The organism is Haloactinopolyspora sp., from assembly GCF_027324685.1.
In the GTDB taxonomy this organism is placed as follows: Bacteria; Actinomycetota; Actinomycetes; order Jiangellales; family Jiangellaceae; genus Haloactinopolyspora.
Map to the genome: position 1 here is coordinate 1 of NZ_DAHVSH010000107.1, position 24,115 is coordinate 24,115.

Consider the following 24,115-nt stretch of genomic DNA (forward strand, 5'->3'; position numbering starts at 1 on the left):
CCACCCGGTTTCTCCGGCGCCAGTGAAATGATCATGTTCACTTGGCGATTCCCTGCCACACCACCCATGCACGCCTTCTGGTGCAACAGAAGACCTCGTGGTGTCCGTCAAAGCACTGTCGCCCGCGCGTTCCCTACACAGGCGGGTGCCGTCAGTCTTGCTGCCCGCCCGTGATCGGAGCGCCGTCGTCGCCACCGGTATCGGCGGCCCGATCGCTGAGAGCCTGCCGGACGCCGTCGCGGACTCCGGCCCGAACGACGAAGTAGAGGGCGTACAGGAACGCCGCCGTCAATGCCACACCGAGCGCTTCCACGGACCTGTCGCCCCTCCGTCGTGCCTGCCTCGCCGGAAAGGTAGCGACTGTGCCATGCCGATCGGGTTCGACGCCACCGGGTACCAGGCGCGGCTGATCCTGGAGCGCGCGGCCCGCGCCTGCGACTGGAGCGTGTGCATCACGAGGCGTTGTGCTGCACCAAAAGGCGTGCATGGGTGGTGTGGCAGGGAATTGGCAAGTGAACATGATCATTTGGACGACGGAGCCGGAGAATCGGCGTGGCGAGGTTCGGCCGCCGAACGCGTCAAACCGTCAGCTTGTACAGCGTGTTCGGCCTGCCTGCGCCGGCGGACTTGCGTTGCCCGGTCCGTTCGGCCAGCCCGCCGAGTTCCAGGCGCTGGACGATCCGGTGGGCGGCGCGCACGCGGATGCCGAGGTGATCGGCGATGTCGCGGATGACGATGGGTTCGTCGTCGGTGGCCTCGCGCAGTGCCTGCAGGGAACGCAACGTGGACACCGCGACGCCGACGCGTCGGGCCAGGACCGACAGGCTCGTGGTGTCGGTGGTGGCCTGCGCGGCGGGCACGTCCAGCACCATGTCCGTGCCGTCACGTAACGACAGCACGGCCCGGACGTCGCCCAGGACCCGGGCCCGGGCGAGAGCGTGGCGCGCTCGGGTCTCCGCCGCGGCGGCAGTGTCGCCGAGGCCGAGGCCGACACGGACGACGCGGTGATGGTCGGCGAGCCGTCCGAGCATCGGCAGCCATGTGAAGCCCGACGTCGCGGCGTAGAGCGGTCCCCGGGTGGTGATGAGCAGGTGTGAGCCGCCGATGGCCGTCGAAAGGCTCCCGCCGAGCGCTGACACCTCCGAGGCCAGGCCGGTATCGCCATGGGAGGTCTGGATCAGTCCGACGGCGATCTGGGCGTCCTCGGCGAGCTGGTTGGTGGCGGTCAGCAGCAGGTGGCGCAACGCGATGCGCACCGAGGCAGCCAGCGGCGCGAGACGGAACGTCGGGATCTCGGGGGCGAGTGCGTCGTGTACGGCCGAGACGGAGGTGATGGCGACCTCCGCGCGCGCGGGCCCGAGATGACGGCGACGGTGGAACTCGACGATGTCGGCGGTGGTGACGCCCGCGGAGAACGGCAGGATGTGCAGGTCGTCGGTCGAGACGCCGGCCTCACCGAAGGTGTGCTTGACGTCGTCGGCGGGCAGGGTGTCGATGGACAGCCGGGCGACGTCGTGGCCGCGCCGTGAGAGCACCAGCAGGGCCTGGGCCAGGGTGGGGCCGCTGTACTCGACGTACACCGCAGGAGCGGCGGGCGGCTCGGGTGCGGCCAGCGCCGCCGCGTACGGAACGATGTCGGAGAACAACCAGCCGTCGACCTCGGTGCCGTTGGCGCCGACCAGCCCGGGCACCTCGGTGTCGTCGCGGTAGGCCAGTTCGAGGACGACGGTGCCCGGCTGCTCGCGCACGACCGAGGCGATGCCCGGCATCAGGTCGTGCGGCGCCACCACGCCGATCGTCCTGCTCACGGCAGCTGAATCCGGTAGACGGTGGCCGGGCGGCCGCGGGAACCGCTGGGAGCTTCGCCGGCACGCTGGGCGAGCCCGGCACCCTCGAGCTTGGCCAGAACCCGGCGCGCACTGCGGGCCTGGAGCCCGAGCCGGTCGGCCAGGAGCATGGCGGTGACCGGGACGTCGCCGTCGAGGGTCTGGATCACGCTCAGCGTGTTGGACGCGATTCCAGTCTGCTGGGCGAGCTCGTCGAGAGTCTGCGGCCGTCCCGCCGTTGCCGGCGCCTTCTCGGCGAGGACGACATCGGCGTCGTTGCGCCGTGAGAGCACTGCAGCGACGGGACCGGCGCGGCGGGCACGGGTCAAGGCGCGACGGGCCAGAAGTTCGGCTTCTGCGGCGGTGCGCCCCAACCCGAAGCCGACGTGGACCCGGTCGCTGAGCTCGGCCAGCCGTTTCAGCAAGGGTAGTTCGGTGAACTCGTGGCTCGCCGCGGCCAGCCTCCCGCGCGTGGTGGCGATCAGCAAGGTGCCGTCCGGACGCTGCCCCACCGACGCGTTCAACTCGGTGAGGTGACGGACGACGTTCGACGTACCCGGCGAGGTTTCGACCAGCCCGAGGACGATCTGCGCGTGGCCGAGCGCGGCTTCGTCGACACTGAGTTTCAGGTGCCGCAGCGTGTTGCGGATCGCGTGCCTGGTGGGGCGCAGCTGGATCGTCGGCAACTCGGCACCGACCAGTTCGTGCACCGAGGACAAGCAGGTGATGGCGTGGCTGGCGGCGGTCTCGTCGCGATGGGCGCGACGGTGGAACTCGGCGTAGTCGCTCGTGGTCAGGTCCGCCCGGAACGGAAGGACCCGGATGTGCGACGTGTCGATCCCGGCGTGCTCGAAGCAGTGCTGGACGGCGTTGTTCGACATGGTGTCGATCGACAGCCGGTCGATGTCCTGGTGCGACCGCAACAGCCCGACGAGCGCGAGCTGCAAGGCCTCGCGGGTGTAGGGGAGGTAGACGGCCGGGCGGTCGATGACGCCGGCTCGTTCGGCTCGCGTGTACGGGCCGATGCCGGTGAACAGCCAACCGGAGACGTTGTCGGCCTGAGCGGCCACGATGGCCGGTGCTTCGGCCTCGTCCGCGTAGTCGAGACTCAGCGCGGTGACGTCGTCCTGCTCGAAGCAGTAGGGGATCACGGCATCGACGACATCGTGGGGACCCACGACGCCGATCACCGCTGCCACGTGTACATCACCTGCCCTGCCACCCGAGGTTACGGGAACGGGTGCAGCGTTGGGTTCGGCAACGTCGGTCGACGGAAATTTCCGTGCACGTGTCGGCTGCCAGGACGATGATGTCGAAGTGAGCGAGGACGACGCCGCCGCCGTGCCGCCCGCGACCGTCCTGGTGGAGTTCGGGCTGGATGGACCCGTCCAGCGGCTTCCTGGAGGGGAGGGGACGTGCGTTCGGGTGGGCGACGTGGTCCTGAAGCCTGCGGGCGACGATGCCGTGGCCGTATGGACGACCGGCGTGCTGGCGTCGCTGGCGGGAAGCCACGATTTTCGGGTGCCTGATCCGATCCGTGCCACCTCCGGTGCGTTCGTGGTCGATGGTTGGGCGGCGACGCGCTACGTTCCGGGTGAGCCCGGTCCGGACGGTCGTTGGGCCGAGATCCTGGCCGCTGGTCGTTCCTTCCACCAGGCGTTGCGCGATGTCGAGCGGCCACCGGTGCTCGGTAGGCGTGTCGATCCCTGGGCGAGAGCTGACCAGGTCGCTTGGGGTGAGGCTGACGTCGGAGTCCCGGCGCACGTGGCGACGGTGCTGCAGCGGCTGCGGGACGTGGTCGGGCCGGTGCGGGCCCGACCACAGCTCGTGCATGGTGACCTGACTGGAAACGTGCTGTTCGCCCCCGGGCAACCGCCGGTGATCATCGACTTCTCGCCCTATTGGCGACCGGTTGGTTACGCCGACGCCATCGTGGCCGCAGACGGCCTGCTGTACCACGACGCCGGGGACGAGCTGGTCGCTCTGGCTGTGCCAGGGCCGGTCGGTGCCCAGCTGCTGGTGCGCGCGGTGATCTTCCGCCTGGTGACCTTCGCGTTGCTGACCGGGGGTGAAGGCGAATCTGCCGCGGGCGAGCTCGCCCGGTTCGAGCGTGTGGCCGAGATCGCCGCCGAGCGTGTCGCGCATGGGTCACGGTGATGCCGGGTACACCACGTCGGGTACACCACGAGGAGTTATGTCGCATCAAGAGGCGTGTACGGGTGGTACAGCAGGCGATACCCTAGTGAACATGATCATTTGAGGGGGACGGCCGTGGGAGTCAAGACCTGGATCGGGCAGTGGCCGGTCTACCGGCAACTGACGGGGGACGACCCGCTGGGCCGGGGAGCGGCCAGCAAGTCGAAGCGCAGCGCCGAGCTCACCCCACGAACACGAACCGCCGAACGAGTCGTCAAATCGGTCTGCCCGTACTGCGCCGTCGGTTGCGGCCAGAACGTGTACGTCGAGGACGACAAGGTCACCCAGATCGAGGGCGATCCCGACAGCCCCATCTCGCGGGGGCGGCTGTGCCCGAAGGGCGCCGCCAGCGAGCAGCTGGTCAATTCGCCGACCCGCGAGACGGTCGTTCGATACCGCCGGCCGTACGGCACCGAGTGGGAAGACCTCGACCTCGACACCGCGATGGACATGATCGCCGACCGGGTCATCGACACGCGCGCGCGGACCTGGCAGGACACCGACGAGGAAGGCCGCCACCTGCGCCGAACCATGGGCATCTCGCACCTCGGCGGCGCCACCCTCGACAACGAGGAGAACTACCTCATCAAGAAGCTCTACACGGCTCTCGGCGCGATCCAGGTCGAGAACCAGGCGCGGATTTGACACTCCTCCACGGTTCCCGGTCTGGGGACCTCGTTCGGACGTGGCGGCGCCACGACCTTCCAGCAGGACCTACAGAACTCCGACTGCATCGTCATCGAGGGCTCCAACATGGCCGAGTGCCATCCGGTCGGGTTCCAATGGGTCATGGAGGCCAAGCAGCGAGGCGCCACGGTGATCCACGTCGACCCACGGTTCACCCGCACCTCGGCACTGGCTGACCTGCACGTTCCGCTGCGGGCCGGCTCGGACATCGCGTTCCTGGGCGCACTGGTCAACCACGTCCTGCAGAACGAGCTCGACTTCCGCGACTACCTGCTCGCCTACACCAACGCCGCGGCGATCGTCGACGAGCGCTTCCAAGACACCGAGGACCTCGACGGGCTGTTCTCTGGCTACGACCCCGAGACGATGACCTATCACCCGGAGAGCTGGGCCTATCAAGACGCGCAGGCCGCGGCGGCGGCCGGCAGCCGCGAGATGCCAAAAGGGGGTGCGGCGCGTACCGCGCACGGCGACACCCACGGCGCCGCCGGAGCGTCGCTGTCGGCGAAACCGCAGATGGACCCCACGCTGCAACATCCGCGGTGTGTGTACCAGATCGTCAAGCGCCACTTCGCCCGGTACACGCCGGAGGTGGTCGAGCAGGTCTGCGGCATCGATCGCGACACGTTCGCCACGGTGGCCGATGCCATCACGCGCAACTCGGGGCGGGACCACACGACGTCGTTCGTCTACTCCGTCGGCTGGACTCAGCACACCGTCGGTGTGCAGTACATCCGTACTGCGGCCATCCTGCAGTTGCTCCTGGGCAACATCGGCCGTCCCGGTGGGGGCATCCTCGCGCTGCGCGGGCACGCCTCGATTCAGGGATCCACCGACATTCCCACGCTGTTCAACATCCTGCCTGGTTACATCCCGATGCCGCATGCTCACGCCGACCTCGACCTGACGAAGTTCGTCGAGAGCGACGCGGGAAGCACCGGGTTCTGGGGCAACATGAAGGCGTACACCGTCAGCTTGCTCAAGGCGTGGTTCGGCGCGGCGGCCACCGCCGACAACGACTTCTGCTTCGACTACTTGCCCCGGCTGACCGGAGACCACGGCAGCTATCGCACCGTGCTCGACCAGATCGAGGGCCTGGTCAAGGGGTACTTCGTCATCGGTGAGAACCCGGCGGTCGGATCGGCCAACGCCAAACTCCAGCGGCTCGGCCTGGCCAATCTCGAGTGGCTCGTCGTTCGTGACTTCCAGATGATCGAGACGGCGACGTTCTGGAAGGACGGTCCGGAGATCGAGACCGGCGAGATGTCGACCGATCAGATCGGCACCGAGGTGTTCTTCCTGCCCGCGGCCGCCCACACCGAAAAGGACGGCACGTTCACCAACACCCAGCGCTTGTTGCAGTGGCACCACCAGGCCGTGCAGCCGCGTGGTGATCAACGCAGCGACCTGTGGTTCTACTACCATCTCGGCCGCCGGATCCGGGCGAAGCTGGCCGGCTCCACCGCCGAGCGTGACCGGCCCGTTCTGGACCTGACCTGGGACTATCCGGTTGAGGGTGACACCGAGGAGCCCAGCGCCGACGCCGTGTTGCGCGAGATCAACGGGTACGGGCCTGACGGCGCCCTGCTGTCGTCGTACACCGAGCTGGCCGACGACGGGTCCACGACGTGTGGCTGCTGGATCTACTGCGGGTGCTACGCCGACGGCGTCAACCAGACCGCCCGGCGCAAGCCCGGAGAGCAGCAGTCGTGGGTCGCCCCCGAGTGGGCGTGGGCGTGGCCGTCCAACCGCCGGATCATCTACAACCGGGCCTCGGCCGATCCCGAGGGGCGGCCGTGGAGTGAGCGCAAGGCCTACGTGTGGTGGGACCGCGAGGCCGGGCGCTGGACCGGTCACGACGTCCCCGACTTCGAGGCGACCAAGCCGCCGGACTTCGAACCCGAACCGGGCGCCAAGGCGCAGCACGCGCTGGCCGGAACCGACGCGTTCATCATGCAGACTGATGGGCGGGCCTGGCTCTACGTGCCCACCGGGTTGCTCGACGGCCCGTTGCCGGTGCATTACGAGCCGCACGAGTCGCCGTTCGCCAACGTGCTGTACGCCCAGCAGGCCAACCCGACGCGCCAGATGTATCCACATCGAGCCAACCGCTACCATCCGCCGCCCGGGGAGCCGGGCCACGACGTGTTCCCGTACGTGTTCACCACCTACCGGTTGACCGAGCACCACACGGCCGGCGGCATGAGCCGGTTCCTGCCGTATCTGTCCGAGCTGCAGCCGGCGTTCTTCTGTGAGGTGTCGCCGCAGCTGGCCGCGGAACGGGGCCTGGAACATCTGGGCTGGGCCACGGTGGTGACGGCACGCACGGCCGTCGAGGCGCGGGTCCTGGTCACCGAGCGGATGCGGCCGTTGACGATGCAGGGCCGGACCGTGCACCAGATCGGGATTCCGTACCACTGGGGTCCGAACGGCCTGAGCACCGGTGACGCCGGCAACGAGCTGCTGCCGGTCGTGGTGGATCCGAACGTGCACATTCAAGAGGCGAAGGCCGCAACCTGCGACATCCGGCCGGGACGGCGTCCGCGCGGGCCGGCGCTGTTGAGATTCCTCGACGATTACCGGCGACGCGCCGGCATCGACGAGCCACCGGGTGGGGAAAGGACGGTGACCTCGTGAGCAACCGAGTGCGCGACCCGCAGGCCGACGCCCAGGCGGACGTGTTCGACGTCGCTGCGCGCAGCGGATATCCCGAGGATCATCCACCGCGGGTGGGGTTCTTCACCGACACCAGCGTGTGCATTGGCTGCAAGGCCTGTGAGGTGGCCTGCAAGGAGTGGAACCTCGTGCCCGAGGACGGCCTCGATCTGCTGGGGACTTCGTATGACAACACCGGTGATCTGGGCGCCAGCACATGGCGGCACGTCGCGTTCATCGAGCAGACCGCGCCTCGACGTGAACCGGTCGATCTCGGCATGCCGAGCCTGCCGGCCAGCGGGCCCTCCGGTGGGCAGGAGACCGCCGAGCCCGACCGCGAACTGCAGTGGCTGATGATGTCCGACGTGTGCAAGCACTGCACCCACGCCGCCTGTTTGGACGTGTGCCCGACCGGCTCGCTGTTCCGGACCGAGTTCGGCACCGTCGTGGTGCAGGAGGACATCTGCAACGGCTGCGGGTACTGCGTCCCGGCTTGCCCGTACGGAGTCATCGACATCCGGCCGGGTGACGGGCGGGCCTGGAAGTGCACGTTGTGTTACGACCGGCTCGGCGACGGCCTGGAACCGGCCTGCGCCAAGGCCTGTCCGACGGACTCCATCCAGTTCGGCGTCCTCGACGAGTTGCGGGAACGTGCCGAGCAGCGCGTCGAGCGATTGCACGCCGACGGGGTGAGCCAGGCCCGCCTGTACGGCGCGGACCCCACCGACGGCGTGGGCGGTGACGGGGCGTTCTTCCTGCTGCTCGACGAGCCCGAAGTCTACGGGTTGCCGCCGGATCCCGTCGTCACGACCAGGGACCTGCCGTCGATGTGGCGCTATGCCGGTGCCGCGGCCGTGGCCGCCGCGGGCGCCGTGGTCGCGGCGTTCCTGGGGAGTCGGCGATGAGCCCCCGTGCCGAGCGCTCGATGGTCCCCGACGCTGAGTTCCGGTCCTATTACGGGCAGCCGGTGATCAAGTCGCCGACGTGGAAGACGCCGGACGTGCCGGTGTACTTCTTCCTCGGCGGGCTGGCCGGGTCATCGTCGGCGATGGCGGCGATGGCGGAGCTGACCGGACGCGAGCGTGCCGCCCGGGTGGGTTACCTCACGGCGGCGGCCGGAGCGGCCGGGGGGACCGTCGCGCTGATCCACGACCTCGGCCGACCGGAGCGGTTTCTCAACATGCTGCGCGTCATCAAGCCGACCTCGCCGCTGAACACCGGATCGTGGGTGCTCGCGGGGTATGCCAGCTTGTCCGGAGCGGCCGCGTTGTCGTCGGTCACAGGGGTACTGCCGGGCCTCGCCCGGCTGGCCAAGGCCGGGGCGGCAGCGCTGAGTCCGGTGATGATGACCTACACCGCGATCCTGGTCGCCGACACCGCCGTCCCCAACTGGCACGAGGCGTATCGCGAGCTGCCGTTCGTCTTCGCCGGCAGCGCGCTGCTCAGCGGCGGTGGCGTGGGCGTGCTGGCCGCGCCGACCGGCGGCGAGGCCGACGCGGCGCGGGCGCTGGCGGTCACGGGGGCGGCGATGGAGCTGGCCGCGGAGTCCCGGATGACCGCCCGGCTCGGCATGCTCGCCGAGCCGTACGAGACCGGGCGGCCCGGTCGCTGGATGCGCGCGGGACGGGCGCTTGCTGCTGCTGGTGCGCTCGGGGTGGTCGCCGGCCGGCGCAGCCGGGCGGTGTCGGTGCTCTCCGGCGCCGCGCTGCTCGCCGGGGCGCTGTGCACCCGCTTCGGCGTGTTCGAGGCCGGGATGGCCGCCGCCAAGGATCCGAAATACACCGTCGTGCCACAACGTGAACGTCTCGACGGACGCGCCGCCCAGCCGGTGACCGCGAGCTTCGTCCCCGCGGCCGGCCAGGCCGGCTAGCCCGGCTTCAGGCCAGTTGGCGGCGATCGTCGGGCAGCCGGCGGGTCAGTCCGTCGCGATCGAGACGCTCGAGCAGCGGGACGGCCACCCGGCGGGTCGTCGCCAACGCGGTGCGTGCCTGGGCGACGGTGAATGGCTGGGGGAGTGCCGCCAGTTCGGCCGCCGCCTGGGCCATCGCCTCCGGGAGGAGCACCACCCCAGCGGCCAGGCGGATCACCACCCCGGCCCGCTCGGCCGCCGCGAGTTCGGCCGGGCCCAGCCCGAGCGTGCTGAGCCGGGCCTGGTCAGGCGCGGCGAACGGGTGATCGCGCAGGTCCGCGCGCAGGTGCTCCACCGCGGCGGCGATGCCCGGCGGCAGGTGGGTGACGTCGCGTGCACGGACCACGCGCCCGTCGTTCGTCGTCAACGGCGAGTCCACCAGCGCGTGGACCAGGGCCCGGTCCGGCAGCCTCAGAGCCTGGCGGACCACGTCCACCGGTGGCCCCGCCTCGAGCGGGTGCCTGGCCCGCCACTCGTCCACCACCTGCGGCAGCCGCTTGCGGAGATGCGCCCAGAACGTCTCGTCGACCAGCCAGTCGGCGGCCACCGGCCGGCGGGTGACGGGGACCCCCATCCGCTCGAGGTCGTCCCGGCGCACCAGCCGGCGCCGGCGCAACTCGGCATCTTCGTCCGCACGCCCGTCGAGGGTGGCCAAGACCTCGGCGCGGGCCGCGGCGGCGCCGCGGCGGGTCAGCGGCGGCGGCGACACGTCCAGCACGGTGACGCCGCCGCCGATGTGATGCCACCCGGGGTCACGGAGCAGGCCGCGATCGCCGATCCGTAACGGCAGCGGGCGGGCCAGGCGCAGCCGGGCGGTGTCGGCACCGAGCGGGCGAACCTGAACGGAGACAGCCGCGGAGCCGATGTGCAGCATGACCGACCGGGGCAGCTCGGCGCTCGGATCGCCGTGCACCCGCACGTCCACCAGGTCACCGATGCGGAACCGGCCGGGGGAGAGCACGGCATCGCCACGCGTCAGCTCGTGGGCGGACACGCCGCGCAGATTCACCGCGACCCGCGAGACGGCCGCGGCGACGTCCACCGGGCGGCCCAAGGACTGCAACCCCTTCACGCCGGCTCGGCGCCCCGACGCTGCGACCTCGAGCTCGTCACCCAGGCGCAGCCGGCCTGCGGTGAGGGTGCCGGTGATCACCGTCCCGCTGCCTTTGACGCTGAACGAGCGGTCGACCCACAGCCGGACCGGCGCGTCGGCGTCGGGTGCGGGCAGTCGAAGCAGCAGGCGATCGAGCGCGGCCGTCAGGTCGTCCAGCCCACGGCCGTGCGGGGCGCTGACCGCAACGGCCTCGACCTCGCCGAGCGCGGTGCGCGCGAGCTCGGCTCGGGCCTGGGCGGCCGCCGGCGCCGGGTCGGCGAGGTCGGCACGGGTGACGGCGAGGACGGCATGGCGAACGTCCAGTGCGTCCAGCGCAGCGAGGTGCTCGGCCGACTGCGGCATCCAGCCTTCGTCGGCGGCCACGACGAACAGCGCCGCGGGCACGGCACCGATACCGGCGAGCATGTTGGGCACGAACCGCTCGTGCCCGGGGACGTCGACGAAGGCCACCGTGGCGCCGGAGGGCAGGTCCGTCCAGGCGAAGCCGAGATCGATGGTCAGCCCCCGGCGGCGTTCTTCGGCCCACCGGTCCGGTTGCATGCCGGTCAGCGCCTGGATCAGCGTCGACTTGCCGTGGTCGACATGGCCCGCGGTGGCGACGACGTACACCTCACGCCTCCGCGGCGGCAACGACGGCGGCCCGTACCGTGTCGTCGTCCTCGGGCGCCACGCACCGCAGGTCGAGGACGAGCTGATCACGCTCGACCCGGCCCACGACCGGCGGGTGCCCGGTGCGCAGCGGCGCCGCCAGCGCGGCGTCGAGGCCCAGGCCCCACGAGGGCAGCTCCACCCCGGGCGCGCCGCCGCCGCCCACCACGCTGGCCGTCCGCACGACCTCGGTCGGTACGCCGTCCGCTCGAAGCGCCTGCGCCACGGCCTCGACCCGCGCTCGCACGGCGGCGGGATCGCGCCGCAGCGCTTGCCAGGCCGGTGGCTCCGGGCCGCGCAGCGTCGCCTCGAGCGCGGCCAGGGTGAGCTTGTCCACCCGCACGGCGCGGGCGAGCGGATGACGGCGCAGCCGGTCGACCAGATCGGCGCGCCCGAGCAGGAGCCCGGCCTGCGGCCCGCCGAGCAGTTTGTCGCCGCTGGCGGTCACCAGGGCCGCGCCGTCGCGCAATGCCGTGGCGGCGTCGGGCTCGGCGGGCAGCAGCCGGTCCGGCTCGAGCAGGCCCGAGCCGATGTCGACGACCACCGGGACCGGCAACTCAGCGAGTTCGGCCAGCGGCACCGACGACGTGAACCCGTGCACCACGAAGTTGGATGGATGGACCTTGAGGACGAAGCCGGTCTCGGGGCCGACGGCGTCGGCGTAATCGGACAGCGACGTGCGGTTCGTGGTGCCGACCTCGTGCAGGGTCGCTCCGGTGGACGCCAACAGCTCCGGCAGGCGGAACCCGTCGCCGATCTCGACCATCTCGCCGCGGCTCACCACGATCTCGCGGCCTCGCGCGAGGGCGGTAGCGGCCAGCACGAGCGCGGCGGCACCGTTGTTGACGACGTGGACGTCCTCAGCTGCCGGGACGGCCGCGGCCAGCGCGTGCACAGTGCCCCGGCCGCGGCGGGCCCGGGCGCCGGTGGCGAGGTCGTACTCCACGTCGGTGTGCCCGGCTGCCACCCGGATCGCGTCGACGGCCGCCGCGGACAGCGCGGCGCGGCCGATGTTGGTGTGCAACACGACGCCGGTCGCGTTGATGACGTGGCGCAACGTGGTGGCGTGCTCGGGCAGCGCCGCGACAGCGGTGTCGGCGACGGTGTCAGCCGCGATGTCGCCTTGCCGCGCGCGTTGCTGGGCGTCGACGACGTACTGCTTGACCGTCGACCGGCCGATGACCTTCGCGGCAGCGGCCAGTCGCGGGTCGGCCAGCACGTCGTCGGTCCGGGGAACCCGGCGGCGTGCGTCCGGCGGTTGTGCTTCCTGCACGTGACCTCCCCGCGGCGATGGCGGAGGCGGACGGGAATCGAACCCGCCTGACCCGGGTACCGGGTCACTCCGGTTTTGAAGACCGGGAGGGGCACCAGCCACCTGAACGCCTCCGCTTGTGAGATTATCCGCTCCACGCCGGTGTGAACACGCCGTCATGGGAGATCGTGAAGACATGACGACGTCGCAGATTCGCCTCACCCAGTACGCCCACGGCGGCGGGTGTGCGTGCAAGATCCCGCCCGGCGAGCTCGAGGCCGCCGTCGCGGGCCTCGTCGACTCGAACCCGCCGACCGTCAACGGCGAGCTGGTGGTCGGGCTGGACCATGGCGACGACGCGGCCGTCGTGCGCCTGGACGGCGCGCGGGCTGTGGTGGCCACCGCCGACTTCTTCACCCCGGTCGTCGACGACGCCTACGACTGGGGCCGTATCGCCGCTGCCAATGCGCTGTCCGACGTGTACGCCATGGGCGGCACGCCGGTGGTGGCGGTGAATCTGCTCGGCTGGCCACGCGACGTCCTGCCCTTCGACTTGGCCGAGGACGTCCTGCGCGGCGGGCTCGACGTGGCCCGCGAAGCGCACTGCCATGTCGCCGGCGGACACAGCATCGACGACCCCGAGCCGAAGTACGGCATGGCCGTCACCGGTATCGCCGACCCGGACCGGCTGATGCGTGCCGACCACGGCAAGCCGGGCGACCAGCTGATGCTCACCAAACCGATCGGCCTCGGCACGCTGAACAACCGGCACAAGGCCACCGGCGAGGTCTTCGACGCGGCGATCGCCACGATGACGGCCCTGAACGCCGCAGCGGCCCGGACGGCCGTCGACGCCGGCGTCCGCTGTGCCACGGACGTGACCGGGTTCGGCCTGCTCGGGCATCTGCACAAACTGGCCCGGGCCAGCGGTGTGACGGCGGTGCTCGAGGCCGGCGCGGTCCCCGTGCTCGCGCTCGCGCGCGAATCGATCGCCGCCGGGTACGTCAGCGACGGCACTCGCCGCAACTTGGACTGGGTGCGGCCGTGGCTGGCCCACGACACCAGGACAGGTGGCGGCGAGGACGAGCTGCTCCTGCTGGCCGACGCGCAGACCTCCGGCGGGCTCCTGCTGGCCGGCGACGTGCCGGGCTACCCGGTGGTCGGCGAGCTGATCCCGGCCCGGGCCGACGGTGTCACCGTGATCGTGCGCTGAGATGACGCAGGTGCGAACCGCGCCCGAGCGCGGTCCGCACCTGCTGACGACCCGTCAGGGGCGTTCGCGGTGCTCGTCCGGATCCAACGCGTCGGCCTCGCGATACCGCATCTCGGACTCCTGAGCCCGTTCGGCGGCGACAGCGCGTTGTTCTTCGGCGGCCTCTTCGTTCTCGGCGGCCACCGCTCGTTCCTGGCGGCTGCGTGCGGCCATCTCGTCGGCCTCGGCGCGCTCGCGGCGAGCCCGAGCGGCGAGTTCGTCGGCTTCGGCTTCCTGGCGTTGCGCGGCGCGCATCTCGGCGTCGGCTTGCCGCCGTTCGTCCGCGGCCAGCTCGCGCTGCCGAGCGCGCTCGGCCTCGGACCTGCTGGCCCGGTGCGAGCGCAGCCACAGTCCGACCACGATCGCGATCAGCACGACCACGGCCGCTATCACAATGATCCACACCACTGTTTGGGTACTCATGTCATGGCCCTCCAGTCGGGTGCCAAGGGTTGACCCACACGTGTGACATACCCCGCACGGTCTGCGTCATTCCTCGTCACCGGCTGGGCGGGACGGTGACGGCGCCGTCGAGCCCCGCTCGGCTTCACGGCGACAGCAGGACCTTGACGGTGCCGTCGGTCTTGGCTTGGAACGCCTCGTAGGCCTGTGGCGCCTGGTCGAGCGGGCGGCGGTGGGTGTGGAAACCTTCCACGCCGAGCGGGTCGTCGTCGGTGAGCAACTTCATGATCTCGTCGGACCAGCGCCGCACGTTCGCCTGCCCCATCCGCAGCTGGATCTGCTTGTCGAACAGGGTCAGCATGGGCAGCGGGTCGGCCATGCCGCCGTAGACGCCGCTGATCGAGATCGTGCCGCCGCGCCGGACGATCTCGATCGCCTGTTTCAGCGCCGCGAGGCGGTCGATGCCGGCCTTCTGCATCATCGGCTCGGCCACCGAGCCCGGCAACATCCCGGCGATCTTCTGGGCGAAGCCGGCCACGGGGGAGCCGTGCGCCTCCAGGCCGACGGCGTCGATGACCGAGTCCGGCCCGCGCCCGTCGGTCATCTCCCGGATCACACCGGGCAGGTCGTTGCCGGCGTCGGGGTCGAGCACGTCGGCGCCACGCTCGGCGACCCGGGCGCGACGCTCCGGCACCGGGTCGACCCCGATGACCCGGTGCCCACGGTGCAGCGCGATGCGGCAGGCCATGTCGCCGATCGGGCCCAGGCCCAGCACGACCAGGCTTCCGCCGTCGGGGACGCTGGCGTACTCCACGGCCTGCCACGCGGTCGGCAACACGTCGGAGAGGTAGATGTAGCGCTCGTCGGGACCGTCGGCGGGCACCTTGATGGGGGCGAACTGGGCTTGACGCACGCGCAGGTACTCCGCCTGTCCGCCCGGCACCTGGCCGTACAGCTTGGTGTAGCCGTACAGCGCAGCGCCCATGCCGTAGTCGCGGACCTGGGTGGTCTCGCACTGCGTGTGCAGCCCCTGCCCGCACATGAAGCACTCGCCGCAGCAGATCTGGAACGGCACGACCACCCGGTCGCCCGCGGTGAGGCCGCCCACCTGGGCACCGACCTCTTCCACGACGCCCATCGTCTCGTGTCCCATGATGTCGCCGGGCGTCATGAACGGCGCCAACGGCTCGTAGAGATGCAGGTCCGAACCGCAGATCGCGGTCGTCGTCACCCGGATGACGGCGTCGGTCGGCTCGGTGATGCGCGCATCCGGCACGTCGTCCACACGGACGTCGCGTTTGCCCTGCCAGGTCACTGCCTTCATGGTGCCCCGGTACCCGCGCGACCGACGCCGAAACCGGCCCGGCCCGCGGCGTATCAGCCGACGCCGAGGACGTTGCGCGCCTCGCGGATCATCTGGTGGGTGAAGCCCCATTCGTTGTCGTACCACGCCATGACCTTGACCAACGTGTCGTCGACCACCTGGGTCATGTCGAGGTCGACGATGGCCGCGTGCGGATCGCCCACGATGTCGGAGGACACGAGCGGATCGTCGGAGACGGCGATGATGCCGCGGTACCGGTCGGTGTCGGCCTCGTCCCGGAAGGCCTGGTTGATCTCGTCGGCCGTGGTGGCACGGTCGGCGACGAACACGATGTCGGCCAGCGAACCGACCGGGATCGGGGCCCGCACGGCGACACCGTCGAAGCGTCCGGCCAGCTCGGGGATGGCGCGGGTGGTGGCCCGGGCCGCTCCTGTGGACGCGGGGACGAGGTTGGCCGCTCCCGCGCGGCCGCGGCGCAGACTCTTGTGCGGCCCGTCCACGATGCGCTGCCCGCCGGTGTAGGCGTGCACCGTGGTCATCACCGCTCGCTGCACGCCGATCCTGCGGCTCATGACTTCGATCACCGGGGTGATGCAGTTCGTCGTACAGCTGGCACACGAGATCAACTGAGGTGCGCTGTCGGTCGTGTTGACGCCGTGCACGACGGTCGGCACACCATCGGACTTCGCCGGCGCCGACAAGACGACGTAGGAGGCACCGGCCTGCACGTGTTTGCGCAGGTCGTCCTCGGTGGTGAACACCCCGGTGCATTCCAGCACCAGTTGCACGCCGAGGTCGCGCCACGGCAGCGCGGCCGGATCGGACTCCTTCAACACCGGGATCCGGGTACCGCCGACGACCAGCGAATCGCCGTCGACTTTCACCTCGTGGGGATACCGGCCGTAGACCGTGTCGAACTTCAGCAGATACGCCAGGTTCTCCACGTCGGCGACGTCGTTGACCGCTACGAGGTCGAGCGCGTCGTCGTCGAGCACGATCTTCATCGCCGCTCGGCCGATGCGGCCCATCCCGTTGATCGCAACCGTTGCCATGTACCTCACCTCGTCTGTTGTCGTCGCCGTCGTCGAGCCGGCGGCACGGCTGTGCGTCGCTCAGGGAGCTTGACCGGCCGGGGCGGCCGTGTGGACGTCGAATTCCAACTGCCCGTCGCGGACGGTGACGTCGACGTGATCGCCGGGGCGTATCTGACCGTCGAGCAGCTTGCGGGACAACGGATTGTCGATCTCGCGCTGGATGGTGCGTCGCAGCGGCCGGGCACCGAACTCTCGCTGATGTCCCAGCGCGGCGATCCGGTCGACGGCCTCGTCGGTGAACGACACCGAGATGTCCTGAGCACGCAACCGCTCGCGCGTATCGGTCAGTAGCAACTCGGTGATCTGCCGCAACTGCTCGGGCTCCAGTTGCCGGAACACGATGATCTCGTCGATGCGATTGAGGAATTCGGGGCGGAACACGTCCCGGACTCGACGCATCAGCTGGTCCTTCAGCGCCTGGTCCTCGTCGGTACCGCCGTCGGCGTCGCCGCCGAAGCCGATCCGGCCGGAGCGCCCGACGATCAGCTCCGAGCCGAGGTTGCTCGTCATGATCAACACGGTGTTCCGGAAATCCACGGTGCGCCCGCGCGCGTCGGTGAGCCGGCCGTCGTCCAAGACCTGCAGCAAGGTGTTGAACACGTCGACGTGCGCCTTCTCGATCTCGTCCAGCAGCACCACCGAGTACGGCCGGCGCCGGACGGCCTCGGTGAGCTGTCCGGCTTCCTCGTAGCCGACGTAGCCAGGCGGCGCGCCGGTGAGCTGACTGACCGTGTGCCGCTCCTGGAATTCGCTCATGTCCAGGCGGATCATGCGGTGCTCGTCGCCGAACAACACCTCGGCCAACGCCCGGGCGAGTTCGGTCTTGCCCACTCCGGTCGGGCCGAGGAACAGGAAACTGCCCACCGGGCGGTTGGCGTCGCCCAGCCCGGCGCGCGAGCGACGGACGGCCTCGGCGACGGCGTCGACGGCCTCGTCCTGGCCGATCACCCGTTGATGCAGGCGTTCTTCGAGCCGGAGGAGGCGGTCCTTCTCATCCTCGGTGAGTTGGCTGACGGGAATGCCCGTGCTGCGCGAGACGATGTCGGCGACGTCGGCGACGCCGACCTCGGGTACGGCCGATTCGTGCTCCTGGGTCGTGGCCAACTGGTCCCGGATCTGTTCGATCTCGTCGCGGAGGGACATGGCGCGCTCGTAGTTCTCAGCGGCGACGGCTTCGTCCTTGTCGCGTTGGAGCTCCTCGATACGCTGCTCGAGCTGGCGGATGTCGGTGGTCGGTGTCTTGGTGCGCAGGCGTACTCGCGCGCCGGCCTGGTCGATCAGATCGATGGCCTTGTCCGGCAGGAATCGGTCGGTCAGGTATCGATGCGACAGCTCCGCGGCGGCGACGAGCGATTCGTCGGCGATGCGGACCTGGTGGTGTGCCTCGTACCGGTCCCGCAAGCCGCGCAGGATCTCGACGGTGTCCTCGACAGTGGGCTCGGCGACCAGGATGGGTTGGAAGCGGCGCTCCAGCGCCGCGTCGGTCTCGATGTAGCGGCGGTACTCGTCCAGCGTGGTCGCGCCGATGACGTGGAGCTCGCCGCGGGCGAGCGCGGGCTTGAGCATGTTGCCGGCGCCCATGGACCCTTCCGAAGCGCCGGCGCCGACCACGGTGTGCAACTCGTCGATGAAGGCGATGACGTCCTCGTGGCTGCTGATCTCGTCGATGATCTTCTTCATCCGTTCCTCGAAGTCACCGCGATAACGAGTGCCGGCGACGAGGCCGGTGAAGTCGATCTCGATCACACGGCGATCGCGCAGGATGTCCGGAACGTCGCCGTCGGCGATGCGCTGGGCGATGCCTTCGACGATGGCCGTCTTGCCCACTCCGGCTTCACCGATGAGCACGGGGTTGTTCTTCGTGCGGCGGGCCAGGACTTCGACGGTCTGGTCGATCTCGGAGTCCCGGCCGATCACCGGGTCGATCTGGCCGTCGCGGGCGCGGGCGGTGAGGTCGCGGCCGAACTCGTCCAGGGTGGGCGTCGTGGAGTGCGCGGCGGCAGGCCGCTCGACGCCACCACCGGCGGCGGCGTGTTGGAGAGACTCCGGGGTGACGTGGAACGCGGCGAGGACGCGGCCGGCTGCGGAGTCCGCGTTGACCGCGAGCGCGAACAGGAGATGATCGGCGCCGATGTAGGTCGAACCCAGCGCGCGCGAGATCCGGTGCGCATCGAGCAGCGCCCGCTTGGCCATCGGTGTCAGCGCCGGCAGCTCGTTGAGCGGTTCCGCCTCGTCGAAGTGTTCCTCGAGTTCACCGGCGATCCGGTCGGGGTCGGCGCCGGCCGACGTCAGCAGATGGCGGCACGTCTCGTCCTTGGTAGCCGCCCATAACAGGTGCGTCACGTCCAGGTCGCGGCTGCCTGACTTTGCGGCTCGCCGTGCCGCCGCCGCCAGGAGCTCGCGTGCCTGACGAGTCAGCAGCCGGGTGATGTCCACCCGGTGGAACTGTCGTCGTTGGCCGGGTCCACCGAGGAATCGGGCGAAGAACTCGTCGAACGGGCCGGGGCCGTACTGACCCGGCCCGATGTAGTCGCTGTTCATGTCAGGTCCTCGTGATCACGGTGGTACGACGCGATGTGCGGATGGCTCGCGACGGCTGTGTTCGACGTACCCGCCGCCGTGGCGAGCAAACGACCTGCCGCCGCGACGGCGTCCGGTCACGCCGGGGGATGATCCCGGGGGGTGCTGTACCGGTTGCGGAACACCCGAGGTGACACGCCGAAGAAGTGCCGGAAGCGCCGGCTCAGGTAATTCGGATCGGCCCACCCGTACCGGCGCCCGATCTCCGAGATCGGATCCGCCCCGTCGATGAGGTCGGCAGCGACGTGCTCTGCGCGCAGTCGGGCCAGGTAGGTGATGGGCGCCATGCCGGTGGCGTGGGAGAAGAGCCGGGTCAGATGCGCGGTCGACAGGTGGGTGCGCTCGGCCAGTTCGGCGACCGTCCACGGATGGGACACGTCGCTTTCCAGCAGCCGGATGGCCGCGGCGATCGTGGGGTTCAGGTGTGCCCCGGTTGACGGCTGTGACGTGGTGGTGCCCAGATCGGGCGCGGCGGCGATCTCGCCGAGCACGGCCGACAGCACCCCGACCCGCCGCGCGGCGATGTCGACTTGGGCGGGCGCATGCCGAGGTGGCATCGCGCCGAGCCAGTGCACGACTCGGGCCAATGCGGTCTCGTGGACGAGCCGTTCGGTGACTCGTCCGGGAAGCGGCGGAGTGATGAGGCGGCTGCCCGGCTCGGTGTCGCGAAGCCAGCCCACCTCGTGCCGGAACACCTCCGGGCCGACGTAGACGTTCCATACCTGCAAGTCGTGGCAGTGGCTCCAGCTGTGCCATTCGCCGGGGCGCAGCACCGCACAGTATCCGCGGCGTACGGTGCGCCCGCCGGAGCGGGTTTCATGCCAGGCGCGCCCGTCGGCCACCAGGACGATCTCGATGAAGTCATGGCTGTGCGCGGGCACCGTCTCCAGGCCGTCCATCAGCTCCGCACCGATGGCCGGGCCGGACTCGGGCAGGGCCTCCTGCCTCCTGTAACGAGCGACCATCGCCCTCACTTGATCGGATCGTGCTAGTTCGCGCCGCGATGATGCTAGCGCTTGCGGATCGGACGGCGTTGAATCGATCAAACTCGCACCTCGGCAAGCTTCGGTCCGCATCCAGCTTCAGGAGTGACGATGACCAGGGACGTCCGATCGAGCCATCGACTGTGGCGAACAGGGGTCCGGGCGCCCCGTGTCCTGGTCGCGGGCCTGGCCGCGGCCACGGCGCTGACCGCCGTGCCCGGCCCGACCGCTCCGGCCGATGCGGCCCACCTGGCTTCGACGGTGAGCACTTCGGAGCGGACGCTGGAGACGAACGCGCCCGGCCCGCTGGTGGCCACCGACGCGCTCGGCCGTGAACTCGCCGACTACACCGACGCGCCGCGCCCGCGGCCCGATCGCACGGTCGGACTGTTCTACGTGCTCTGGCATGGCTCCAACGACATGCGCGAATACAAGAACATCTACGACAACAACGCCACCCTGGCCGAAGATCCACTCGCGTGGCAGAACCCCGGCAGCGGGGCGTTCCCGCCGCCCGGGCATTTCGCGTACTGGGGTGAGCCGTTGTATGGCTACCACCGCAGTGACGACGCCTGGGTGATCCGCCGCGACTTGCAGATGTTCGCCGATGCCCAGGTGGACTACCTGGTGCTCGACGCCTCGAACTGGGAGATCTACAAGCCCCAGGCCATCGTCTTGATGCGCACCATCGTGGAGCTTCAAGCGCAGGGGGTGCGTGCCCCGCAGGTCGTGTTCATGACGCACACGGACTCGACCAGCGCCATGGACGAGATCTATCGGACTTTCTACGCCGACGACGCACCGCACCGCTATCCGAGCACGTGGTTCCACTGGGACGGCAAGCCGTTGATCCTGGGTGCTGATCCGTCCAGCACGGTGCAGCAGTTCTTCACGTTCCGCTACGCCCAGTGGCCCAACGAAGAACAGCGAGAGCAGGGCTGGGACTGGATCAGCTTCGACCGCCCGCAGCGGGGCAATTACGACGCCGACGGCACGCTCGAGCAGATGGCCGTCTCACCGGCCCAGAACTCGGGCAGTTCATCGGTGTTCAGTTACACCGCCTGGTACGGCCTCGACGAGGTGCCTTCGCGCAGCCGCAGCTTTCACGACGGCGCCGAGGACGAGTCGCCGGGGGCGCAGAACCAGGGCTACAACTTCCAGGAGCAGTGGGACCATGCGATCGAGCAGGATCCCGAGACGATCCTGATCCTCGAGTGGAACGAATGGATCGCCGGCAACTGGGCCAACGCGCCCGATGACCCGTTGATGTTCTACGACGTGGTCAACACCCGGTGGAGCCGCGACCTCGCGCCCATGGTCGGCGGTTACCAGGACAATTACTACCTGCAGATGGTCGACAACATCCGCCGCTACAAGGGGGTCAGCCCGCCGGCGACACCCAGCGACGAGACGACCATCGACCTCCACGGCTCCTTCCGCCAGTGGGCCGACGTGGCACCGGAGTACACCGACTACCGAGGCGACACCGAGCCTCGCCATCACCCCGGCGTGGGCAACGAGACTTATGTCAATCAGACCGGCCGCAACGACATCGTCAGCAGCAAGGTGGCCCGTGACGATCAGTTCGTCTACTTCTACGCTCGCACGGCCCAGGATCTGACCCCGATCAGCGAGACGAACTGGATGACGCTCTACCTGGGCACCGACGCCGACGGTACGAACGGATGGCACGGCTACGACCACCGTGTGCGGTTCCGGGCCGACGACCCGACGTCGGCCCGGCTGGAGCGGGCCGGCGCAGACGGTGAGACGTGGCAGGTCGTGGCCGATGACGTGGCGTTCCGGACCGCCGGTGACGAGCTCATGGTCGCGATCGCCCGCGACGACATCGGGCTCGGCGCGGATCCGCTGCGGCTGGAATTCAGCTGGTGGGACAACCAGCAGGACGACACCATCATGGACGCCTACGTCTCCGGTGACGCGGCACCGGACGGGCGGTTCAACTACCTCTACGACGCCGGCGAGCACCCGGCCGCTGAACCGGCCCCGGAGCCGCCGGACGTCGCCGCGCCGCCCGAACAACGCCCGGGGCAGTACCGCATCGAGAACGACGACCGGGCGACGGACTACGAGGCCTTCGTCACGCCGGAGGCCGCCACCTGGGTCGAGGTGGACGATCCGGACAGTTCAGGTGGTTCCCACAGCTACCTCTACAACCCCGGTGGCGGCGCAGACCGGTTCTTCCGGACCTTCGTCCGGGCCGGATTCGACGGCAATTCGGTGCGCTGGGTCGCCCCGACAGGGCCGGACGGCACCGAGGCGGAGGTCTTCATTGACGGACTGTCGCAAGGCGTGGTGAACCTCTACCGTTCCCAGCCCGCGCGTCAGCAGTCCGTCTTCGAGGCCCGAGGTCTGCCGGAAGGCCGCCACGAGATCATGGTGGTGTTCGAGCCGCAGAGCGGCACCTATTACCACGACTATTTCGAGTACGGCGTCGGCCCGGCCGGTCTGGGTGGTGGCATCGACCCCGCCGACCCGGCAGCCACCGCCTTCGCCACGGCGTCGTCGTTCGACCCCGCTGAGTGGTTCGCGACGAACGCAGGTCAGGTCAACGACGGCAACCCCGCGACGTACTGGCGCGGAACCCGGGAGAGCGGCGACGACGTCACCTTGTCGTTCGGGCGTACGGTCCCGTTCGACCGGGTGCGGATCGTTCCGCGCACCACCGACACCACGGTCACGTCGTTCGAGCTGCAGGTGCACGACCATCGAGGCTGGAGCGTCGTACACCGCGGCGGCGAACTCACCGCGGCGTCGACCATCGAGCTCGGCGCGACCCGGGGCGACCGGATCCGGTTGGTGGTCGACGAGACCTCCGGTGGGCCGCCGGAGATCGCCGAGCTCTCTGTCGGGTCGCGACACGTGCCCACGCCCGAGCGCTCGGCGACGTCCTGGGAGTTCACCTCCGGCGTGGACGGGTGGAGCGCCGACGGCCCCCTGAACGGACCGGTCTGGTCCGAGGAGGGCGCCATCGGCGGTGACGTCAGCGGGGCCGCAGCGAGCCTGCTGTCACCCGACGGCCTCGACGTCGCCGCGCGTGATTACCCATCGGTCCTGGTGAAGCTGCGCAACGGCACCGAGGCCCGCCAGGCCCGGCTGCGCTACGTCGCCACCAGCGAATCCGGCGAGACCGTCACCGAGAGCCGGCCCTTCCGTATCGAACCCGACAGCTCCTACGTCGACTACGTCGTCGACCTGACCGACGCGCCCGGCTGGTCGGGCACGATCGAGCAGCTGGGTCTCGAGGTGTCAGCCGACTCGGGCCGGATCGACGTGCAATACGTCCGGATGGCGCCCGATCACGCGGTCGTCGCGTCCCATTTCACCACCGACCGGCACGGCTGGACCGGACAGTCGGCGGACCCGCGCTGGAGCGAGGACGGCTCGATCAGCCTGGCCGTGAACGGCACCGACGACGTCCTGACCTCGCCGGCGAACCTGCAAGCCGACATCACCAACGCCGACACCGTGACCCTCCGGCTGCGAAACGCCTCGTCGGCCACCCGCGGCACCGTCCGCTTCGCCACCGAAGCCAGCCCGGAGTTCGCCCCCGAGCGCAGCGTGTCATTCGATCTCGTCGCCCACGACGAGGATGTCCGGACCTATCAGGTCGACATGAGCAACGCCCCCGGGTGGGAGGGGCTGCTCCACCAGCTCCAGGTGGAGTTCAGCGGCGCCGCGCCGGGCGAGCAGGTGGTGCTGGACGCCGTGCGCGTCGAGCCGTTCGTGCTCAACGAGCTCAACACGAAGCGGTCGTGGACGTTCGACACCGGCACCGAAGGCTGGGGAAACGCCGGGGCGATCGAGGGGTTCGGATGGCGTGACGGCGGTGTCGGCGGGACGATCGCCGGCCCGGACCCGCAGTTCTACTCGCAACCCACACTCTGGCTCGACCTCACCGAGCTGAGCACCATCACCGTGCGGATGGCGATCGAGACCGAAGCGGAGTACGGCACGGTGTACTTCACCACCGAAGCGAGCCCCAACTTCAGTGAAGCGAACAGCGTGCGGATTCCGCTCGATCCCGATGCCACCGGGTACGTCGACTACGTGCTGGACATGACGGGTGTGGACGGCTGGCGCGGGGTGTTGCGCCAGCTCCGGGTGGACCCGGCCGAGGGCGCGGCCGGCGGCACCTTCCACGTGGACAGCATCGAGATCGACTGACGGCT

At 69.9% G+C, this 24,115-nt stretch carries 16 protein-coding genes and 1 tRNA gene; 6 read left to right on the forward strand and 11 right to left on the reverse strand.

What is annotated here, in order from left to right:
• Nucleotides 1–151: 151 nt before the first annotated feature.
• From M6444_RS12300 to M6444_RS12310, 3 genes are all read right to left on the reverse strand, one after another.
• Nucleotides 152–313 (reverse strand): hypothetical protein, encoded by a 162-nt coding sequence (locus M6444_RS12300; protein WP_298327566.1) that lies wholly within the window; start codon nt 311–313, stop codon nt 152–154.
• A 265-nt stretch (nt 314–578) separates the two neighbouring features.
• Complete coding sequence (locus M6444_RS12305; RefSeq protein WP_298327569.1) at nt 579–1,808, reverse strand: hypothetical protein; 1,230 nt, start codon at nt 1,806–1,808, stop codon at nt 579–581.
• Nucleotides 1,805–3,025, reverse strand: a complete 1,221-nt coding sequence (locus tag M6444_RS12310) for a hypothetical protein (RefSeq protein WP_298327571.1) — start codon at nt 3,023–3,025, stop codon at nt 1,805–1,807. The genes M6444_RS12305 and M6444_RS12310 overlap by 4 nt, the downstream gene beginning before the upstream one ends.
• A gap of 118 nt (nt 3,026–3,143) precedes the next feature.
• Here M6444_RS12310 and M6444_RS12315 point away from each other — a divergent pair, with 118 nt between their 5' ends.
• The 4 genes from M6444_RS12315 to nrfD all read left to right on the forward strand — a co-directional run bounded on the left by M6444_RS12315 (nt 3,144) and on the right by nrfD (nt 9,234).
• Nucleotides 3,144–3,983, forward strand: coding sequence for a hypothetical protein (locus tag M6444_RS12315; RefSeq protein ID WP_298327574.1), 840 nt, complete (start codon nt 3,144–3,146; stop codon nt 3,981–3,983).
• Nucleotides 3,984–4,097: 114 nt separating this feature from the next.
• Nucleotides 4,098–7,346, forward strand: a complete 3,249-nt coding sequence (gene fdh / locus M6444_RS12320; RefSeq protein WP_298327576.1) for a formate dehydrogenase — start codon at nt 4,098–4,100, stop codon at nt 7,344–7,346.
• Between the two features lie 41 nt (nt 7,347–7,387).
• A complete protein-coding gene (locus tag M6444_RS12325) occupies nt 7,388–8,269 on the forward strand; it encodes a 4Fe-4S dicluster domain-containing protein (protein WP_363326344.1) in 882 nt (293 codons plus the stop codon).
• A complete protein-coding gene (nrfD, locus tag M6444_RS12330; protein WP_298327578.1) occupies nt 8,266–9,234 on the forward strand; it encodes an NrfD/PsrC family molybdoenzyme membrane anchor subunit in 969 nt (322 codons plus the stop codon). Before M6444_RS12325 ends, nrfD begins: the two co-directional genes overlap by 4 nt.
• 7 nt (nt 9,235–9,241) lie before the next feature.
• Here the strand turns inward: nrfD and selB are convergent, their stop codons facing one another.
• From selB to M6444_RS12345, 3 genes are all read right to left on the reverse strand, one after another.
• Complete coding sequence (gene selB / locus M6444_RS12335; protein WP_298327580.1) at nt 9,242–10,996, reverse strand: selenocysteine-specific translation elongation factor; 1,755 nt, start codon at nt 10,994–10,996, stop codon at nt 9,242–9,244.
• Between the two features lies 1 nt (nt 10,997).
• Complete coding sequence (gene selA, locus M6444_RS12340) at nt 10,998–12,308, reverse strand: L-seryl-tRNA(Sec) selenium transferase (RefSeq protein ID WP_298327583.1); 1,311 nt, start codon at nt 12,306–12,308, stop codon at nt 10,998–11,000.
• Nucleotides 12,309–12,326: 18 nt separating this feature from the next.
• Nucleotides 12,327–12,422: transfer RNA gene (locus M6444_RS12345), tRNA-Sec, on the reverse strand.
• 61 nt (nt 12,423–12,483) lie between these two features.
• Between M6444_RS12345 and selD the strand changes: the two genes are divergently transcribed.
• The gene (gene selD, locus M6444_RS12350; protein WP_298327586.1) at nt 12,484–13,500 is read left to right on the forward strand and encodes a selenide, water dikinase SelD; all 1,017 of its coding nucleotides are present in this window, start codon (nt 12,484–12,486) and stop codon (nt 13,498–13,500) included.
• A gap of 54 nt (nt 13,501–13,554) precedes the next feature.
• Here the strand turns inward: selD and M6444_RS12355 are convergent, their stop codons facing one another.
• The 5 genes from M6444_RS12355 to M6444_RS12375 all read right to left on the reverse strand — a co-directional run bounded on the left by M6444_RS12355 (nt 13,555) and on the right by M6444_RS12375 (nt 19,904).
• Nucleotides 13,555–13,962, reverse strand: a complete 408-nt coding sequence (locus M6444_RS12355; RefSeq protein WP_298327589.1) for a hypothetical protein — start codon at nt 13,960–13,962, stop codon at nt 13,555–13,557.
• A gap of 124 nt (nt 13,963–14,086) precedes the next feature.
• Nucleotides 14,087–15,265: an alcohol dehydrogenase catalytic domain-containing protein gene (locus tag M6444_RS12360; RefSeq protein ID WP_298327592.1), complete on the reverse strand. Its 1,179-nt coding sequence runs from the start codon at nt 15,263–15,265 to the stop codon at nt 14,087–14,089.
• Between the two features lie 53 nt (nt 15,266–15,318).
• Nucleotides 15,319–16,317 (reverse strand): type I glyceraldehyde-3-phosphate dehydrogenase, encoded by a 999-nt coding sequence (gene gap / locus M6444_RS12365; RefSeq protein ID WP_298327595.1) that lies wholly within the window; start codon nt 16,315–16,317, stop codon nt 15,319–15,321.
• Nucleotides 16,318–16,377: 60 nt separating this feature from the next.
• A complete protein-coding gene (locus M6444_RS12370) occupies nt 16,378–18,900 on the reverse strand; it encodes an ATP-dependent Clp protease ATP-binding subunit (protein ID WP_298327598.1) in 2,523 nt (840 codons plus the stop codon).
• A 116-nt stretch (nt 18,901–19,016) separates the two neighbouring features.
• The gene (locus M6444_RS12375) at nt 19,017–19,904 is read right to left on the reverse strand and encodes an AraC family transcriptional regulator (protein WP_298327601.1); all 888 of its coding nucleotides are present in this window, start codon (nt 19,902–19,904) and stop codon (nt 19,017–19,019) included.
• A gap of 129 nt (nt 19,905–20,033) precedes the next feature.
• Here M6444_RS12375 and M6444_RS12380 point away from each other — a divergent pair, with 129 nt between their 5' ends.
• Nucleotides 20,034–24,110: a discoidin domain-containing protein gene (locus tag M6444_RS12380; RefSeq protein ID WP_298327605.1), complete on the forward strand. Its 4,077-nt coding sequence runs from the start codon at nt 20,034–20,036 to the stop codon at nt 24,108–24,110.
• Nucleotides 24,111–24,115: the final 5 nt, after the last annotated feature.

Excerpts from the sequence above, each read along its gene's own strand:
- nrfD (WP_298327578.1), top strand. The coding sequence starts at position 8,266 with ATGAGCCCCCGTGCCGAGCGCTCGATGGTCCCCGACGCTGAGTTCCGG.
- selD (WP_298327586.1), top strand. The coding sequence starts at position 12,484 with ATGACGACGTCGCAGATTCGCCTCACCCAGTACGCCCACGGCGGCGGG.
- M6444_RS12355 (WP_298327589.1), bottom strand. The coding sequence starts at position 13,962 with ATGAGTACCCAAACAGTGGTGTGGATCATTGTGATAGCGGCCGTGGTC.
- M6444_RS12360 (WP_298327592.1), bottom strand. The coding sequence starts at position 15,265 with ATGAAGGCAGTGACCTGGCAGGGCAAACGCGACGTCCGTGTGGACGAC.
- gap (WP_298327595.1), bottom strand. The coding sequence starts at position 16,317 with ATGGCAACGGTTGCGATCAACGGGATGGGCCGCATCGGCCGAGCGGCG.
- M6444_RS12370 (WP_298327598.1), bottom strand. The coding sequence starts at position 18,900 with ATGAACAGCGACTACATCGGGCCGGGTCAGTACGGCCCCGGCCCGTTC.
- M6444_RS12375 (WP_298327601.1), bottom strand. The coding sequence starts at position 19,904 with ATGGTCGCTCGTTACAGGAGGCAGGAGGCCCTGCCCGAGTCCGGCCCG.
- M6444_RS12380 (WP_298327605.1), top strand. The coding sequence starts at position 20,034 with ATGACCAGGGACGTCCGATCGAGCCATCGACTGTGGCGAACAGGGGTC.